The sequence below is a fragment of the Butyrivibrio sp. XB500-5 genome, assembly GCF_003625505.1.
Lineage (GTDB): Bacteria > Bacillota > Clostridia > Lachnospirales > Lachnospiraceae > Butyrivibrio.
In genome coordinates this window covers 791068-810145 of record NZ_RAIS01000001.1, presented here as the reverse complement: position 1 = coordinate 810145, position 19078 = coordinate 791068, and the positions used below count along the sequence as shown (strand labels likewise).

Here is a 19078-nt window from a genome sequence, read left to right as displayed (position 1 = left end):
ACATATTATGGCAGATATGTGGAGGTTTTCTTATGGCAAATTCTTATGATTCTCTTGTGTTCACAAACGATAATTGTATTGGATGTAATAAGTGCATTCACGAATGCAGCTGCATGGGAGCATGTGTTTCTTCGGACCCTGACGAATACGGGAATTCCAGAATTGAAGTAGACGGTACCAAGTGTGTGGCGTGCGGAGCTTGTTTTGACGCATGCGAACACGGCGCCAGAGAATATCATGACGATACGGAGCAGTTCTTTGAAGACCTTAAAAAGGGTGAGAAGATATCTCTTTTGCTTGCACCTGCCTTTATGGCGGATTACTATGACGAATACGAGAAGGTCCTTGGCGGCCTTAAAGCCCTCGGTGTTAACAGGATCATCAGCGTATCCTTCGGAGCCGACATAACAACCTGGGGGTATATTAAATACATTCAGGAACACAATTATCTTGGAGGCATTTCACAGCCTTGTCCCGCGGTGGTTGGGTATATCGAGCGCTATCTTCCCGAGCTCCTTCCCAAGCTGTTCCCCGTGCAAAGCCCTATGATGTGTGCTGCGATCTATTGCAGAAAAGAAATGGGTATTACCGATAAGCTGGCGTTTATCAGCCCTTGTATAGCCAAAAAGAATGAGATAGACGATCCCAATAACCACGGATACGTCAATTATAACGTTACTTTCGAGCACCTTATGAAATATGTGAGAGAGAACAATGTATACGGAACGCCCATAAAAGATGAGATCGAGTATGGACTCGGATCGATATATCCTATGCCGGGCGGACTTAAGGAAAACGTATATTGGCTTCTTGGCGAGAATGTTTTCATAAGACAGATGGAAGGCGAAAAGCGCATGTATCATTTCCTCCACAAAAATGAGGATGTGATAAAGAACGGCAAGACACCTTTCCTGTTCATTGACGCGCTTAACTGCGAGAACGGCTGTATATGCGGAACGGGAACCGATTCGGAGCTTACGGACGGCGACGGACCTCTTTATAATATTTACAAGATCAGAGAGGGCGTCAAAAACTTTGAAAAGAAGAACGCTTGGTCTAAGAAGATATCGCCCGAAAAGCGTATGGCTGCATTAAACAAGCAGTTTGAAAAGCTTAATCTGAATGACTATCTAAGGAAATATACCGACAGATCGGCAAGCTGCAAGCATAAGATCCCGACCGAGTCGGAGCTTAACGCCGTATTTAACGATATGAACAAGAAAGATGAAAAGGCAAGAAGCATCAACTGCTCGTGCTGTGGTTATGATACCTGTAAGGATATGGCGACGGCCATCTTTAACGGTTTCAACCATAAGGAAAACTGCGTTCATTATTTGAAAGACCTTGTTGAGTATGAGAAGATAGAAGCTCAGGATATGGTTAATCAGGAAAAAGAGATATTGGGAAAGCAAAAGGACGATATCTTATCTACTGTTAATACCATTAATAGGAGATTTAATGACCTCAACGATTATATAGGAGACATGGTCAAGGGCAATGACAACAACGCAAAAGAGAGCTCGGCTATCTCTTCGGATATCGGAAGAGTATCGGATTTCTGCAATACTCTTAATGATTCCATCAAGCGTATTGTTGAGCACTTGGAAGAGCTTGTTCAGAATAACGACAAGGTTGTTGATATTGCAAACCAGACCAATCTTCTTGCTCTTAATGCAAGTATTGAGGCTGCAAGAGCGGGAGATGCCGGCAAGGGCTTTGCCGTAGTTGCAAGCTCCATAACCAACCTTGCGGCTGACAGTAAAGGAACCGCAGAGGGAAGTAGCGAAGCCAACAACAATATCAGAGAAGCGGTTGACGTGATCGCAAACGAAACAACCCAGCTTCTTGAGATTGTTGAAAAGGTAACGTCAAGAGCACAGAATCTTGCCGATTCAACAGGCGAGATTTCCAGGTCTACAGAGAATGTCTCAAGTGTAATGGAAGAGGTAAAAGAACAGCTTGGCGCCTTGGCGCATAATAATGAATAAAGAGGAGCAAAAAAATGGAGAATGAAAGAAAGTTTGGAACCGGGCAGATCGCTATAACGGCAGTTCTTTTGGCAATCTGTATCATAAGTCAGGTATTCAAGAACTTAAGCGTATTCATTACGGGACCCATAATCAATGCCTGCATTGCACTTGCGGTGCTGATGGTCAATCTCCCGTGCGGGATCGTGCTAAGCATCATAACACCTATAACTGCGTACTTTATCGCGGCGAGCCCTGTCATGGCAGCGGTTCCCGCCATGATAGTTTTCATCATGCTTGGAAATATCGTGCTGGCTGTGCTTACGGAAGTTTTGCTCAAAAAGCCTTTTAAACACGGGGGTAATGTTTTTAAGATTCCCAACATGGTAAAAGCTGTGCTAATTTCTTTTGCAAAGGGAGTATTCATGGGACTTACAATTTCGCTGTGGCTTCTTCCGACGTTTATTCCCGCCGACAGCCCGATGCGCGGAAAGCTTCCGGTATTCCAGAGAACTTTCTCACTCTACCAGTTCCTTACCGCATGTATCGGATTTGTTTATGTATTCATTATTTATACCGCTTTGAGAAAGTCGGAAACAAATTTTCAAAAAAGTGATAGTTAGTTTTTCTAAATTGTGCTAATTGAAAAAAATCTCAGTTGATACAATGGCTTCGTAAACAGGAATAAAATTTCACTCCTGCTTACGAAGCTTATTTTATTTATCGGAGGGGATATAAGTGTTAAAGAGAAAGAGAACTGCAGCTTTTATCGCAGCGGCGATGATGGGATTTTTAATAGTATTGTCGGGCTGCGGAGCTGATAAAAAAGCGCAGATAGACACAACTGACGGGGTTACAAACATACTTGATTATGTGACTGTAGAATTCAGCGGAAAGAACGGTGAGGGAACCGCTTTTGTAAAGGTTGATTATGACGGTATCGAGACCGAGATGGTCGGAGGCGAAGAGAAGATCAAGGAATTTGAAGATGTGGGAGATCTTGCCGAGCTTACCAAATACATCAACGCGGTATCTTCAATCTCACTTAACATCGATAAGAACACCGGACTTTCAAACGGGGATCAAGTAGTTGTATCGGTTTCATACGACGAAACGGCGGCAACATCAGCCGGGGTTACATTCGGAGAAGAGACCAGCAGAGCTTATGAGGTTAAGGGATTAAAAAAATAATATAGAAATAGCATTGGTTCCAAATCAGGTTCGCGGATGGCACGAACCGATTTATATATTCATTTTTCTAATTTCCAAAGGAGGGTTATAGATCTATGAAAAAGAAATTCAAAAAGTTGGGAGCACTGCTCTTGGCAGGAACAATGGCTGCATCATTGATGGTAGGTTGCGGACCCGCAGCCGGCGGAGCAGCACCTACAACATCTGATGGCGCTGCATCAGGCGACGCAGCACCCGCAGCTTCAGGCGACAACATCACGATCGGTGTATCAATCTGGAGTTCAACCGACGTTCTCGGAAGCCAGTGTAAAAAGATCGTTGATAAGGCAGCCAAGGCAAACGGAGTTGAGGTTCAGTATGTTGACCAGGGACACGTTTCAGAGCAGGTTACAGCATCTGTTGAGCAGCTTTGCGCAGCAGGATGTAAGGGAATTATCATTTGTAACTCAGCTGATTCAGAGATGACATCCGCTATCAATACATGTACAGAGAACGGCGTATATATCGCACAGTTCTTCCGTATCATTTCAGAGGAAAACAGCCCTGAAGTATATAAGACAGCTTGCAACTCAAAGTATTATGTTGGTGCTGTTCATGAGGATGAGGTAACAAACGGATATACACTTGTAAATCTCCTTCTTGAGAACGGCGACAGAACAATCGGACTTGAGGCTTGGACAGTTGGTGATGCTACATTCCAGCTTAGATGGAAGGGCTATCAGCAGGCTATCGATGAGTGGAACAAGGCTCATCCCGATGATCAGGCTACAATGACTGAGCCTGTATATGCTAACACATCTTCAGAAGAAGGTGCTGCAGCAGCTATGTCACTTTACAACTCAAATCCCGGTATGGACGCTCTTATCGTAGCCGGCGGCGGTGGAGATCCTCTTGTAGGTTCTATCGGTGCATTCGCTAACGAAGGTCTCACAGGTAAGATCGACGTTGTATCAACTGACTTCCTTGATGATCTTGCAGATCAGCTTAAGTCAGGCGGCATGTTCGCAGAGTCAGGCGGACACTTCTGCGATCCTCTGTTCGCATTCTTCCTTGTTCTTAACGCAGTTAAGGGCAATTACGTAAAGGAAGAGGGAACATTCGGTTACGAGATTCTCTTCCCTTACCTCTATGTATCATCACCTGATGATTATGCAAACTATGAGAAGTATTTCGTAAATGACGATCCTTACACAGATGAGGAGTTGGCAGAGATGTCAAGCTACAGCTTTGATGACCTCAGCAAGGCAGCTTCAAGCCTTTCAATCGACGACGTTATTTCTCGTCACAGCAACTAAGAAGCTTATACATTTTTAGAGAAGGGTATACAGCTTAAAGCAAAAAACTAAAAAATGCCGTATTTTCCGCCATCCGGGGAATACGGCATATATTTAAAGAAACAGCAGTAACAAACCAAAGTACTACCAAACAACACATCTATAATCTATAACAAAACTCTTGCGGGAGGATTTTATGAGTAAGTTTCAAAAATTCAAACAGAGCCAAATCTTCGGGCTTCTGCTTTTGATCTTGATCGCTTTTGTCTTTTGGGCAATATTCAAGACACTTGCACCACAGACATTCGGTGATTTTAACAGATTAAAAACCTATTTAAAAACAGCACTGATCTATGCGGTCGGAGGCTGTGGTCTCTATTTTATATGCGTAATGGGACCTTTTGATATGAGTGTGGGCGCAAACATCGTGCTTTCATCGGTGCTTGCGGTAAATATGAGTAATCGTTTCGGTTATGCGGGACTTCTTATTGCTCCTATGATAAGCGGAGTGCTTGTAGGTCTCCTCAACGGACTTGTATATATTAAGCTTAGAATTTCATCACTTATCGTAACAGCGGGATTGTCTCTTGTATATGAGGCGCTTTCCATTTATGCGACCAATGAGAAAAACGTCATACTGGGATCTGCTTACAGAGCCTTTGGTGATTATCCATGGAATCTTATATTGGCGCTCTTCGCATTTTTCCTTTGCGGATTTATTCTTAAGTACACCAAGATTGGAACTTACACCTATGCCATCGGCTCAAACGAAGTCGTTGCCAAGAACATGGGTGTTAATGTTGATAAATACAAGGTTGTTGCATTTGTACTCTGCGGACTTTTCGTTGGTATCGAATCAATCCTTACAATTTCATACGGAACTTCAATGACAAGTGAATCCAACCTTGCATCTATGGCACGTAACTTCCCGCCTCTTATGGGAACGTTCTTCGGACTCGCATTTAAGAAGTACGGACATCCGGTAGTTGCTATCGTGATCGGTGAGTTTATCATCCAGCTCCTTTTCCAGGGCTTCGTTGCTCTCGGAGCTCCTACGACAGTTCAGAACATCGTAACCGGTGTGGTTCTTCTTGCAATCGTAACTATGACCATCAAGCCTATCAAGGGTGAAGTTGTTAAATAAGGAGGAGAGACATGAGCGAAGTATTACTTCATGCCGAAAAAATCGATAAGAATTTTGGCGTAACGCATGCCATTGATCATGTCACTCTCGACTTTTACAAGGGAGAGATCCATGCACTGATCGGCGAGAATGGCTCCGGTAAATCCACATTTACTTCCTGCCTTACGGGAATATATCACAAGGATACCGGTACATTTACACTAAACGGAAGAGAAGTTAACGCAAAGAATCAGGTAGACGGAAATTACCAGGGCGTTGCGATCATCGTTCAGGAGATCGGAACACTTTCAGGACTTTCCGTAGCCGAGAATATCTTCTTGGGAAAAGAAGATGAGTTTACCAAGTGCGGCGTTAAGAACACCAACGCAATGAACAAAAAAGCACAGGAGCTTCTTGATTCCTACGGTTTTGGCTATATCAAAGCGGCTAATCTTATAGATAAGTACAATTTTGAGGACAGAAAACTTATTGAGATCGTAAAGGCGACTCACTTTAAACCCCAGATCCTTGTTGTCGATGAGACCACAACGGCTCTTGGAGAAAAAGGAAGAAAAGAACTTTTCAAGGTTATGAAGGATACCAAGGATGACGGAAGATGCGTTATCTTTATCTCGCACGACCTTGATGAAGTAATAGAGCAGTCCGATAGCATCAGCGTTCTCAGAGACGGTGTTTATATCGATACCGTAAAGAGCAGCGATGTTACTACGGATGATCTAAAAAAACTCATGGTAGGACGTGAGATGAGTAATAACTACTATCGTACGGACTACGGTGAGAAGGTATCGGATGAAGTGGTCTTAAAGGGTGAGCACCTTACGGTACCGGGAGAAATCGAGGATTTCAATATAGAACTTCATAAGGGAGAGATCATTGGTATAGGTGGTCTTTCCGAGTGTGGTATGCATGAAGTGGGGAAAGCTCTTTTCGGAGCATCTTATTACAGAGAGGGAAGTGTTACCCTTTCGGATGGAACCAAGATCAATGACATCAAGACTGCGATCGACCACAGTATAGCATATGCATCAAAGGACAGAGACAACGAGTCGCTCGTAATAAATGACACGATCCAGGATAACATCTGCCTTCCTTCTATTGAAGATCTTAAGAGAAATCATATTCTTTTTGGAAAAGATCAGAAGGCTTTTGCCGAGAAGTTTGCTAAGCAGATGAGTACCAAGATGGAGGGAGTACACCAGTTTATGTCAGCTCTTTCCGGCGGTAACAAACAGAAAGTCGTGCTTGCAAGATGGATCGGAAAAGATTCCGATATCGTCATTCTGGATTCACCTACAAGAGGTATCGACGTCAAGGTTAAGGCCGATATCTACCAGATGATGGATACAATGAGAAAGAACGGTAAGTCAATAATCATGATCTCAGAGGAAATCTCAGAGCTTCTTGGTATGGCAGATCGAATAATAATAATGAAGAACGGCCGTCAAAGCGGCGAATTCAAACGTTCGGAAGATCTGAAAGATACAGATCTTATCGCGAACATGGTATAAGGGAGGCCGATTATGGAAAATGAGAAAAAAATAAGTGTTCCTTTCATGGAGCGGCCGATCGTCAGGAATGTAATGCCTTTTGCCGGTTTTATATTTATCGTCGTTCTATTTGCAATACTGACAGGAGGACGGCTTTATACAGTAGGAAATCTTAAACTTTTACTGTCGCAGTCCTATGTACTTCTTATAGCGTGTGTGGGCGTATTTATGGTTATGACCATGGGTGGCCTTGACTTCTCCCAAGGTTCCATGCTTGGTGTATGTTCCGTAGTGGTATGCTTTTTATCTAATTACAACATAATACTTGCCATCATATGTGGTGTTATCACAGGTGGCATGATCGGACTGATCAATGGATTCTTTAATGTAAAGAGGAAGATTACATCCTTCATTGTTACAATATGCAACATGTACCTCTTCCGTGGTGTTGTAGCCTACGCCACGACAAAGACTCCCGTATACGGAGTTTCCAATATCACCTCATATAATACACTTGGATTTAATCTGACCTTTACAATCCTGATCTTGATCGCGGCATTTTTCGCATTCCAATACACAGGACTCGGAAACAGACTCAAGGCGATCGGTGCCGGCGAGACGGCTGCAAGATTTGCAGGCGTAAGAGTTGAGAGAACCAAGATTCTCGTATACATGGCAGCCGGAATGATCACAGGCCTTGCGGCATTTATCAACAGTATCAAAGTTGGTTCCGTAACCTCCACCGCAGGAAACCAGCTTGAGACTCAGATAATGATAGCTCTGGTTCTGGGCGGAATGCCCGTTAACGGTGGTGCTAAGGTTAAGTTCTATAACATTATCCTCGGCGCCCTCACATACAAGATCCTTACCGCAGGACTTGTAATGATGAAGATTGAGCCTAAGACTCAACAGCTTATAATGGGTATCGTATTCCTTGTAATGGTTGCTGTATTCGCAGACAGAAAGACAGGAATGATAGTTAAGTAACTGATATAACCAACCAATTAACCAAAAATATTAATAACCATAGCCTATACAATATAGTTTCATATTAACTACGAACATCACACGACGGTCGGGACCTTCATAGGGTTCCGGCCGTTTTTAAGTAATCACCGGGCTCGGTTTTTTCGAGTCGTGGTGTACTACTTAGTTCTGGCGAGCGAATGCGAGAGCAGAACTTCTTTTCAAAAAGTTTTGAAAATTTTGTTAAAAGCGTTGCAATAATTCAAGACTTGGTATAAAATACAATTATTAAGAAAGGCTTCACAAAGGAGAGAGTATCTTTATAGGCGAATAGATGGGGATAAATTATGATATGGCTCAGATTCTTTGGTAAAAGGACCTGAGCCATATCATACGAATGGTAACATTAGTCAGGGGAATTGTGAAGAGCAACTAGTGTTACACATCAAAAACGCTTATAACAGGATTTTTTATTGCATTATAAAAGGAAACTATAAAAGGAAAGAGAAGGGGAAGTCATGAATAACAAAGAGATATTAAGGAAGAAAATGGACCGATTGGTTGCCGAAGTAGGCGCTGCCAAGGGGCTCGTTGATACGGCCGAAGCCGATTACCTTGAGAAGTACAAAAACGGTATGGAGACGGTAATCAGACTTATTGACAGCGATTCGATACCTGCCTCTGAAGGAGGAGTTATCGGAGCTACAAGCGGATTGTCAGAAAGTAGTAAATTGGCATCACTTATAAACCTATATGATGCAGCTGCCGACGTGGATCTATACTACAGTCAGAACTGCAAGACATGGGCAGTATAACATCCGGGGAAAACTACTTACCAAATCTGTAGGGCGACACTTAATATCCTTAACATCATGTGAGGAGAGAGGTAAGATAAATGAAATGTAAGTATTTCGCTATGATCACGGGGATGGTGGTCCTGTGCGGAGTTTTTGCAACAGGCTGCGGTGACAGGAAAGAACCGGACATCACCCAAGAAAATGAAGAAGTATATATTGTAAGTGAAGAGGACAAGATAGCGGAAACTGATGAAATTGACACATACGATGAAAGTGACACTACAGATTCATCAGACGTTAAGGTAGGAAGCGGCGAAGAAACCACAGGAATCTTTGCCAAGGCTTTTGAGACGGGCGAAGTTGAGAACAACGGAAGCTTTTTTGTAAGGATCGGAGATAAAGTTTATTACCGTGTATTTAATGAAGCCGGTATAGAAAGCCCTACTCTTGGCGGCAATATAAACGAGAAAACAGAGGCTGTTCAGGCCAAGATCATGAGCTATAACCTTAAGACCGGCGAGAGCGAATGCGTGGGAACAACATACGGAAACGGAAAGATGTATGCTGTGACGGACGGATTCGTGTTTGCTGAGCCCGGTAAATCAGAATCGGTACTCTGTACTATCGGAGGCCCCGATAAAAGGCCTTATCTCGTAGGTTCTCCCGAGGCGGTTTCGGAGGACGGACGAGGCCTTGTCACAAGAGAGTATGTTGAAGAAGACGACGGATATCAATCAAGCATCATTCATATATATTATGATGATGAAGAGATTGCGACTATAGAAGACGGAGAAGGATACTTTACAACCGTTTTCGGATACGCCGGAAACAATCTTTTTGTTATGAAGAGCGGATACGAAGACAAGAAGTATTATGTATCTTCTTATGATGAAACGGGAAGCTGTACGGATTACGGCAAGCTTCAGATAGCTGCAAGCGACTTTTTGTATGAGCCCGTTCCCGAATTTGAGCATCTTATCTACAGTAATGACGAAGCGTATTTCCTTCTTGCTTACTATGAAGGAAGCGGACATTACTACGCAGGCTATGAGATTTATAAGGTAAACATGAAAGAAAAGGACAGTGTTTCTTTTGTTAAGACCGGAAGATCGACTGAGTCCGCAAGCTATGATGCTCCCAAGATTTATTTTGACGGAAAAGACAGACTGGCTATGGCCAATCATCTTAGCGGAGAGATCTCATTATCCGACAACGATAACGGCGATCTTGTGTATTACACCAAACCCGATCATCCAAGCGTACTCATGAAATCATTTGCTTCGGAGTCTGCGCAGAGCGCACAGGCGCATTTCCTTGATGAGGCGGTAGCTTTTGGCGATGACGCATTTTTGATCACGAATCAGATAGAAAGAAATTCGGAAGGCGATATCGGTTGGCGCGAGGCATACGATATCACTGAGATAGATTATCTTCACATTCCTTTTGAACAGAATAATAAGGAAGGAAAAGAGCTTGCTACCGATAAAGACAAATTGGAGACACTTGATTTTGAAAAATAAGCGTCAAATTTGACAACCTCACACATGATTTGATAAGCTATGTAAGATTATAGTTATAAAGGTTGTGAGAAAGAGGAGTACATATTTTTCACGGTCTAAAGAGAATGCATCTGCGGCTTGCCGCGCTGAGAGGATGCAGGCCTGTGAGGTATGGAAGGTAGCTTTTGAACCGGACACCCAGAAAGGAATGAGATAGATTCCATTAAGTGTCCCCGCGTTGTCTGCGTTATCGGACCGGGCATTGAATGATGCTTATTGAGGCAGAGCTTATGCTCTGTGAATTAAGGTGGTACCACGTTATTAACGTCCTTAACAGCCGATATGGTTGCTAAGGGCGTTTATTATTGTATAAGGAGAACATTATGAAGAAAGAACTCGCCAAGACCTATGATCCCAAGGGCATCGAGGGTCGTCTTTATTCCAAGTGGGAGGAAAAGAAATATTTCCATGCTGAGGTGGATAAGAGCAAAACACCTTTTACTATTGTGATCCCGCCCCCGAACATCACAGGTAAGCTCCACATGGGACATGCTCTTGATAACACAATGCAGGATATCCTCATTCGTTACAAGAGAATGCAGGGCTACAATGCGCTTTGGCAGCCGGGAACAGACCATGCCAGCATTGCTACCGAGGTTAAGATCATTGACACTCTCAAGGCTGAGGGAATCGACAAAAGAGATCTTGGCAGAGAGAAGTTCCTTGAGAGAGCATGGCAGTGGAAAAAAGAATACGGCGGAACCATCATTTCCCAGCTCAAGAAGCTCGGTTCTTCATGTGACTGGGACAGAGAGCGTTTCACAATGGATGAAGGCTGTAATGAGGCCGTTACAGACGTTTTCGTTAAGATGTACGAGAAAGGCTACATATATAAAGGAAGCCGTATCGTAAACTGGTGTCCTATCTGTAAGACTTCCATCTCCGACGCTGAGGTTGAGTACGAGGAGCAGGCAGGTCATCTTTGGCATATCAAATATCCCGTTATCGACGTAGACGGAACAGTTTCAAAGACTGAGTTCATCGAGTTTGCTACAACACGTCCCGAGACTATGCTCGGTGATACAGCTGTTGCCGTTAACCCCGATGATGACAGATATAAGAGCTTCAAGGGCAAGAAGGTACTTCTTCCTATAGTAAACAGAGAGCTTCCTATCGTAGAAGACTCTTATGTTGATATGGAATTCGGTACCGGTGTAGTTAAGATCACACCTGCTCATGACCCTAACGACTTTGAGGTAGGAAGACGTCACAATCTTGAGATCATCAATATCTTAAACGACGATGCTACCATCAACGCCAACGGCGGTAAGTTCGAGGGCATGGACAGATATGCCGCAAGAGAAGCTATTGTAAAAGAGCTCGATGAGATGGGACTTCTTGTAAAGATAGAAGACTACTCACACAACGTAGGAACACACGATCGTTGCCACACAACCGTAGAGCCTATGGTTAAGGCGCAGTGGTTCGTTAAGATGGACGAGCTCATCAAGCCTGCTGTTAAGGCAGTAAAAGAGGGCGAGATCAAGCTTATCCCTCCGAGAATGGAGAAGACATATTTCAACTGGACAGACAATATCCGCGACTGGTGTATTTCAAGACAGCTCTGGTGGGGCCACAGAATCCCCGCTTACTACTGTGACGACTGCGGAGAAGTTGTTGTATCAAAAGAGGCTCCTACTGTTTGTCCTAAGTGCGGTAAAAACCACTTTACACAGGATCCCGACACACTTGATACATGGTTCTCATCAGCTCTTTGGCCTTTTGAGACTCTCGGATGGCCCAAACAGACTGAGGATCTTAAGTACTTCTTCCCTACAGACGTGCTTGTAACCGGTTATGACATTATCTTTTTCTGGGTTATCAGAATGATATTCTCAAGCTACGAGCAGATGGGTACTTACCCCTTCAAGACAGTTCTTTTCCACGGTCTTGTAAGAGACTCTCAAGGTAGAAAGATGAGTAAGTCTCTGGGTAACGGTATCGATCCTCTCGATATCATTGAGAACTACGGAGCTGATGCTCTGAGACTTACACTTATTACAGGTAACGCACCCGGTAACGACATGCGTTTCTATAATGAAAGAGTTGAGAACAGCCGTAACTTTGCAAACAAGGTATGGAACGCTTCAAGATTCATTATGATGAACATGGAGGATGGCGAGAAGAGCGCTATTCACCAGCCTGCTCCCGCAGGTCTTGAGCCTGTTGATAAATGGATCCTTTCCAAACTCAACAATACCATCAAAGAGGTTACAGACAATATGGACCACTTTGAGCTTGGTATCGCTGTTCAGAAGGTTTACGATTTCATCTGGGATGAGTTCTGCGACTGGTACATTGAGATGGTTAAGCCTCGTCTCTACAATTCAGATGACGCTGAGTCACACAAGGCAGCACTCTGGACACTCCAGACAGTACTTATCAACGCACTTAAGCTCCTTCACCCTTACATGCCTTTCATCACTGAGGAGATCTTCTGCACACTTCAGGATGAAGAGGATTCCATCATGGTTTCCGATTGGCCTGTTTACAAGGATGAGTGGAATTTTGCAGCCGATGAGAAGGCTATAGAGACTATCAAGGAGGCCGTAAGAGGAATCCGTAACGTTCGTACACAGATGAACGTTGCTCCTTCAAGAAAGGCCAAAGTATTTGTTGTAAGCGACAACGACGAAGTACTTGATATCTTCTCAACAGGTAAGCTGTTCTTCGAGTCACTTGCTTATGCATCAGAGTCCGTTTGTCAGAAGAACAAGGACGGCATCGCAGACGACGCTGTTTCCGTAGTTCTTGCAGAGGCAACCGTTTACATTCCTTTCTCTGATCTTGTTGATATCTCTGCGGAGATTGAAAGACTTACCAAGGAGCAGAAGAAGCTTGAGGGTGAGCTTAAGAGATCGCAGAACATGCTCAGCAACGAGAAATTCCTTTCCAAGGCTCCCGCTGAGAAGATCGCTGAGGAAAAAGAGAAGCAGCAGAAATACCAGCAGACTTACGACCAGATAACAGAGAGACTTAAACAGCTTCAGAAGTAAAGATTTAGAATTAATAATTATGAACAAAGAACTAATGAAAGGAGCGGCAAGCTTTATCAGCCGCTCCGATAAAGGTGAAAAGATTTCCGTGGCCGAGTGCGAGACATATCTTAACTCGATACCTAGCTTTACGGATAAACATACAATGAAGGATACTGTTGATTTCCTTGAATTTCTGGGAAATCCCGATCAAAACATGAAGATAATTCATGTTGCGGGAACCAACGGCAAGGGCTCGGTCTGCAGCTATCTTTCGTCTATACTTATGAAGGCCGGATATTCTGTCGGCATGTTTACATCGCCGCACCTTGTAAAGGTCAACGAGAGATTTTGCATTGACGGCAAGATGATATCCGACGGAGTGTTTACCGAGGTTTTTGTCGAGACCTTGAAGCGCGTGGTTGAGTATGATCATAAGGATTACTTTCCCACATATTTTGAATTCTTATTCTTTGTATCGATGATACTTTACGATGTGTATCCGGTTGATTACCTTATTCTTGAGACGGGACTCGGAGGAAGGCTCGATGCGACCAATTCGGTGTCGAACCCTCTTTTGACCGTGATAACTGAGATCGGATACGATCACATGCAGTATCTCGGAGAATCGATCGCGGAAATTGCAGGAGAAAAGGCAGGTATAATAAAGCCTTGGGTTCCCGTAGTATTTTTTGACAAGCAAAAAGAGAGTACCGAAGTTATTAAACAAAAGGCTTTGGAACTTGATTCGAGAGCTATCGTCGTTGAAAGAAAAAATATTCAGAATGTATCCACTGTTCAAGAGGATGAAGGGAACAAATACATTGCTTTTTCGTATATTTCCTTATATGATAAATATGTTGATTTAAAGCTTAACACCGAAGCGAGATATCAAGCCGAGAACGCAGCTCTTGCTGTTACTGCCGCAGAGATCCTTAAAAACGAAGGAGCGGATATTTCTGAACTTGATATCAGAGAGGGACTTATCAGTGCCAAGTGGGAAGCCCGCATGGAGGAAATTCGTCCCGGAATATATGTCGACGGTGCCCACAATGTGGACGGAATAGAAGCTTTTATCGACAGCGCTGCGAATATTCCTTCGTCTGGGCGCAAACTCCTTATGTTCGGCATAGTCGGAGATAAGCAGTATAAGGAAATCATAGACAAACTGCTTGTATGCGGTGAATTTGATTCGATCTTTGTAGCTGTTCTTGAGACGAACAGGTCGGTATCCGTATCGGACCTTAAGAGCGCTTTTGAGGAATGTAAGGAAGAACACGGAATAATAGGTCTTCCCATAAAGTATTACAGCAATGTCAGGGACGCGATCACGGACATCATCACGGTAAGAAAGTCCGGAGACACTGTATTTGCTGCGGGATCGCTTTATCTTGCGGGACAGATCAAATCAATGTTGTAACTTTAGTTTTCTACAAGGGGATGTTAGAATGCTTAATTTTGAAGAGGAACTTAAAAAGTTTAAACCAAGTCTCGAGATTGAAGATGCGGAAGATATCATCTACAACAGAGACCTTGATGATATGTCGGATGTTATTGTAGGGCTTCTTAAGGATGCTAAATCTGAAGCAGACAACAGTAAGAGGAGCAGATAATGGCTACCAGCATATATAAGAAGCTTGTAAGCTTATCCAATGTCTTTTATAATGAGGGACTCGAAAAGGCCACAGTCAGAGATCTGACGGGAGCTATGGAGTCACTTCATCAGAGCCTTAAGCTTGATAAAAACAATATAAACGCACGTAATCTTTTGGGACTCATTTACTATGAGACCGGAGAGGTTGTTGCGGCACTCTCGGAATGGGTTATCAGTAAGAACCTTAAGCCTGATGACAACATCGCCGATGAGTACATGGACATGGTCAGAAACAGTCCGTCCAAGCTTGAGGATATTAATCAGACGATCAAGAAATTTAATATAGCACTTAACTACTGCCATCAGGATAGTCTTGATTTGGCCGTTATTCAGCTTAAGAAGGTTCTTTCGCTTAATTCCGGCTTTATTAAGGCACATCTTCTTTTGGCGCTTTTGTATTTACAGGCCGGAAACTGGGACAGAGCCAAGGTTGAGGCCAAGAAGGTCCTTAAGCTTGATACCGGCAATACTCTTGCAAGACGTTATCTCAAGGAAGCGGACAGCATGCTTCTTCCCGGAGAGAGCGGCAAGCTTGTTTCGGATATCGCGGCAACGGGAAATGACGATATTATCAGATATAACAGCGGAAATGAGATGATCATTCAGCCGCTTAAGAAGTCTGCTCTCACAAGAACAGGTTCCATCTGGGGAATAGTACTTGGAATAGTACTTGGAATCGCGGCATCATGCTTCCTTATCCTGCCTCAGAGAATAGAGAGCATTACTGCAGGTAACAAGGAGAAAATCGCGAAGATCAGCGAGGAATCGGATTCCAAATCAGCTCGTATAGTTGAGCTTGAGCAGAAGATAGCTTCCATGGACAAGAAGATGAATGAGCTCCAGAGCCAGGTAGACAGCTATGAAGGTGTTGATTCAACTTCAGCTTCCATGAATTCACTTATGAAGGCTGTCGATTGCTATGAAAAGGATTCATCTGATATTGAAGGTATAGCGGAAGCGCTCGGGAACGTTGACCTTGAAGTTATCGGGGACAGCACTTCTCCTGAGTTTATGGCGCTTTACGATACACTTATGTCAAAGGTTGGACCACAGCTTGCGACATCTTATTACAACACAGGATATGACGCTTATAAAGCAAAAAAATATGATGAGGCCATTGCCAATCTTTCCAAGGCATATCAGTATGACAATACCAATGTCAATACGCTTTATTATCTGGCCAATTCGTACTACGAAAACAAGGAATATGATAAAGCTAAGGAGAAATACGACGCAGTTATAACGGAGTTTCCTAACACAAAGACTGCATCTGCGGCTGAGACGAAATTGGCTGAGATCAATAATTCCGGCAACTAATAATAGGAAAAAATGGGGAAATGATAAACTTTTCGGATTTAACTTTTATTTTCAGGTTTTTACCTGTATTTGTTATTGCATATTATCTTACTCCCATTACATACAGAACATGGACATTGCTCTTGGGCAGTTTGGTTTTTTATGGAGTGGGAGACATAAGGATGCTTCCGGTGCTTCTGGGAGCTGTTGTTGTCAACTATCTCTTTTCACGTGCTATACGCGGAGGAAATAAAAAGAAGCTTCTTCTTGTATTTATAGTGTGCATCGATGCACTTATGCTCGTGGAATTCAAGATACTCGGACAGGTAATTGACAACAGTCTGATGCCGCTCGGAGTCAGCTTTTTTGTATTCAAGATGATCTCCTTCCAGGCAGATACCTATATGGACAAGATAACAGAAGAGCCGCCGTTTGCGGACGTTGCAGCGTATTTTTGCATGTTCCCGCAGATTGTTTCCGGCCCCATAATGCGCTTTTCCGATTATGTCGAAAACGATCACATCGGTAAAGATGCGTACAAGGCAGAACTTAAGACGATCCTTGGTAATATAGAGGACGGTCTTAGGTTTTTTGTGCTTGGTCTTTTTATGAAGGTTATGATCGCGGATCACCTTTCAATGCTCTGGAACGATATCGGAACGATCGGATATGAGAGTTTATCAACTCCTTTGGCATGGATCGGCGCCGCAACTTATTCGATGCAGCTCTACTATGATTTCTGGGGATATTCCCTTATGGCTGCAGGTGTAGGCGTGATGCTGGGATTTCCGTTTGTTGTTAACTTCGATCAGCCATACAGCGCTAAGGGCGTGTCGGATTTTTACAGAAGATGGCATGCGACTTTGGGTTCTTGGTTTAGAGATTATATCTATATTCCGCTCGGAGGCAGCAGGGTTAAGGCTCCGAGGATCATATTAAATCTTTTGATCGTTTGGCTTATCACAGGATTCTGGCATGGAATAACTTTAAATTATATTCTCTGGGGACTCATTCTTTTTGTTATTATAGTAAGTGAGAGATTTATTGTGTTTAAGCTTTTACCCAAATGGCTTGGAGTAATTGTCGGAAGACTTCACGTGTTCGTGCTTATTCCGCTCACCTGGGTGGTGTTTGCAATTCCCGGCTTGAACATGCTCAGAGAGTATTTTTGCAGATTGTTCCCGTTCTTCGGAGAGGGAATTGCCGTCAACGCCGGCGATTATATCAAAAAACTCGGAACGTACGGAGTATTCCTTGGTCTTGGACTTATTCTTTTGATTCCGGGTATTTACGGATTGTTTGAGAAATATAGGAAAAAACCTGTGATCATGGCTATATTGTTCGTGATCTTCTGGATATGCGTATTCAGCTTGTCCAATTCGGCAGGTAATCCTTTTATGTATTTTAAGTTTTGAGGAAAGAGTAAAAAATGAAACTGCTTAAGAATTGCCCGCTGCTCTTTGCAACAGCGGTGGTTTCAGTAATTTTATCGTGTTTGACGTTCGCTCTAAAGGACGAACTGTACGGGGATTACGCGGAAGGCTATGATTCCGCGAAGATGCCTCTTTTTTCCGTTATGATGAAAGGCATGGCGGACGGAGTGTTTCCGTGGGACGGTATTGCCGATATAAGGGCAATCGATGAGAAGTTCCTTGCGGGAAGACAGACGGCGGATGGCACAGAGAAGCCTGTTGATGAGACAATAACCGCCAAAGAACAAGAAACTGAGATAAAACCTGAACCTGAAGTTACAAAAGAACCTGAAAATACGGATGTGTCCGGAAATGATGTCTCGGATAATTCCGATATTTCAGGTAATGATATATCGGGAAATTCGGAAGAAGAAACCTACGAATTTTGTGAGGTCACGGACGATTACTTTGATGATGCGCTTTTTATCGGAGATTCCAGGACAGTCGGTCTTTCCGAGTATGTAGATGCTCTTGATACCAGAGCCACATTTTATTCCAAGGTATCGCTGACTATCTATACCGTGCTTGAAAAGCCTTTCTTAAAGATGGAAGGAAGAAAGGGTAAGCTTACCGTTGATGAAGCGCTCTCCGAAAATCAATTCGGAAAGATTTATATTATGCTCGGACTTAATGAGATGGGCACGGGTGACCTTGAGAGATTTGTAAATAAATACGCCGAAGTTATCGCCAGGATAAGAGAGCTTCAGCCCGATGCCATCATATACATCCAGGGAATCATGCATGTTACGGGCGACAAGAGTGATAATGATAAGATATTCAACAACCCCAACATCAACGCGAGAAACGAAGCGCTTTCTCAGCTTGCGAACAACCAAGATATCTTTTACATTGATATGAACGAGTCGGTTGATGACGAGGACGGAAATCTTATAAAAGAACTTTCTTTTGACGATGTGCATCTTAAGGCTTCGGCATATGAGAGATGGCATCAATATCTTTTGCAACATGCGATTGTAAAAGACTGAGCGGGAGTGATAAAATGGCTAGAGAGATGAGTTTTAAGATGGAGCGCCCGGGACTGCTTAAAGAGGGCGATCATGTAACGGTTACGGAGGGTGTGCTTCCAAGTAACTATTACTATACGATAGATCCGTCACTTGCAATGTCCGGTAATTTCCCTTTTCGTGAGCGTATGCTTGAGAGGGAGGGCGTTGTGACCAAGGTCGAAGAGAATGCCAGAGGCTTCTATGTGACTGCGGTTTTCGGTCAGGATAATTAAAGGCTACCCGGCGGGAGCTTTCCCGTATCCATAGGGAGTCGTTTTAAGGAGGATAT

The 19078-nt window shown here is 43.4% G+C and carries 16 protein-coding genes and 1 other annotated feature; all 16 genes read left to right on the top strand.

Annotated features, from left to right (window positions below; translation table 11 throughout):
• Window positions 1-32 precede the first annotated feature (32 nt).
• The 16 genes from D6856_RS03785 to D6856_RS03715 all read left to right on the top strand — a co-directional run bounded on the left by D6856_RS03785 (window position 33) and on the right by D6856_RS03715 (window position 19022).
• Window positions 33-1988, top strand: a complete 1956-nt coding sequence (locus D6856_RS03785) for a [Fe-Fe] hydrogenase large subunit C-terminal domain-containing protein (protein ID WP_158588814.1) — start codon at window positions 33-35, stop codon at window positions 1986-1988.
• A 14-nt stretch (window positions 1989-2002) separates the two neighbouring features.
• Complete coding sequence (locus tag D6856_RS03780; RefSeq protein WP_120685786.1) at window positions 2003-2590, top strand: ECF transporter S component; 588 nt, start codon at window positions 2003-2005, stop codon at window positions 2588-2590.
• A gap of 115 nt (window positions 2591-2705) precedes the next feature.
• Window positions 2706-3158 carry a hypothetical protein gene (locus D6856_RS03775; protein ID WP_120685785.1) on the top strand — a complete coding sequence of 151 codons (453 nt, stop codon included), beginning with the start codon at window positions 2706-2708 and terminating at the stop codon, window positions 3156-3158.
• A 95-nt stretch (window positions 3159-3253) separates the two neighbouring features.
• Entirely contained in the window at window positions 3254-4453 is a 1200-nt protein-coding gene (locus tag D6856_RS03770; protein WP_199704106.1) for a sugar ABC transporter substrate-binding protein, read from the top strand.
• Window positions 4454-4628: 175 nt separating this feature from the next.
• Window positions 4629-5576 carry an ABC transporter permease gene (locus tag D6856_RS03765; protein WP_092245975.1) on the top strand — a complete coding sequence of 316 codons (948 nt, stop codon included), beginning with the start codon at window positions 4629-4631 and terminating at the stop codon, window positions 5574-5576.
• Window positions 5577-5587: 11 nt separating this feature from the next.
• Window positions 5588-7084, top strand: coding sequence for a sugar ABC transporter ATP-binding protein (locus D6856_RS03760; RefSeq protein WP_092245973.1), 1497 nt, complete (start codon window positions 5588-5590; stop codon window positions 7082-7084).
• 12 nt (window positions 7085-7096) lie between these two features.
• On the top strand, window positions 7097-8050 hold the full coding sequence (locus D6856_RS03755; protein WP_092245970.1) for an ABC transporter permease: 954 nt from the start codon (window positions 7097-7099) through the stop codon (window positions 8048-8050).
• 497 nt (window positions 8051-8547) lie between these two features.
• The gene (locus D6856_RS03750; RefSeq protein WP_092245967.1) at window positions 8548-8844 is read left to right on the top strand and encodes a hypothetical protein; all 297 of its coding nucleotides are present in this window, start codon (window positions 8548-8550) and stop codon (window positions 8842-8844) included.
• An 80-nt stretch (window positions 8845-8924) separates the two neighbouring features.
• Entirely contained in the window at window positions 8925-10346 is a 1422-nt protein-coding gene (locus tag D6856_RS03745) for a hypothetical protein (protein ID WP_120685784.1), read from the top strand.
• A 55-nt stretch (window positions 10347-10401) separates the two neighbouring features.
• Window positions 10402-10660, top strand: a binding site (T-box leader).
• A 48-nt stretch (window positions 10661-10708) separates the two neighbouring features.
• Window positions 10709-13381 carry a valine--tRNA ligase gene (locus D6856_RS03740; protein WP_120685783.1) on the top strand — a complete coding sequence of 891 codons (2673 nt, stop codon included), beginning with the start codon at window positions 10709-10711 and terminating at the stop codon, window positions 13379-13381.
• 19 nt (window positions 13382-13400) lie between these two features.
• Window positions 13401-14780 (top strand): bifunctional folylpolyglutamate synthase/dihydrofolate synthase, encoded by a 1380-nt coding sequence (locus tag D6856_RS03735; protein WP_120685782.1) that lies wholly within the window; start codon window positions 13401-13403, stop codon window positions 14778-14780.
• A gap of 28 nt (window positions 14781-14808) precedes the next feature.
• Complete coding sequence (locus tag D6856_RS15245) at window positions 14809-14973, top strand: hypothetical protein (RefSeq protein ID WP_177223826.1); 165 nt, start codon at window positions 14809-14811, stop codon at window positions 14971-14973.
• On the top strand, window positions 14973-16331 hold the full coding sequence (locus tag D6856_RS03730) for a tetratricopeptide repeat protein (protein ID WP_120685781.1): 1359 nt from the start codon (window positions 14973-14975) through the stop codon (window positions 16329-16331). The genes D6856_RS15245 and D6856_RS03730 overlap by 1 nt, the downstream gene beginning before the upstream one ends.
• 161 nt (window positions 16332-16492) lie before the next feature.
• Window positions 16493-17725 carry an MBOAT family O-acyltransferase gene (locus D6856_RS03725; protein ID WP_243114026.1) on the top strand — a complete coding sequence of 411 codons (1233 nt, stop codon included), beginning with the start codon at window positions 16493-16495 and terminating at the stop codon, window positions 17723-17725.
• A 14-nt stretch (window positions 17726-17739) separates the two neighbouring features.
• Window positions 17740-18768 carry a GDSL-type esterase/lipase family protein gene (locus D6856_RS03720; protein WP_120685779.1) on the top strand — a complete coding sequence of 343 codons (1029 nt, stop codon included), beginning with the start codon at window positions 17740-17742 and terminating at the stop codon, window positions 18766-18768.
• A 14-nt stretch (window positions 18769-18782) separates the two neighbouring features.
• On the top strand, window positions 18783-19022 hold the full coding sequence (locus D6856_RS03715) for a hypothetical protein (RefSeq protein WP_177223825.1): 240 nt from the start codon (window positions 18783-18785) through the stop codon (window positions 19020-19022).
• Window positions 19023-19078: the final 56 nt, after the last annotated feature.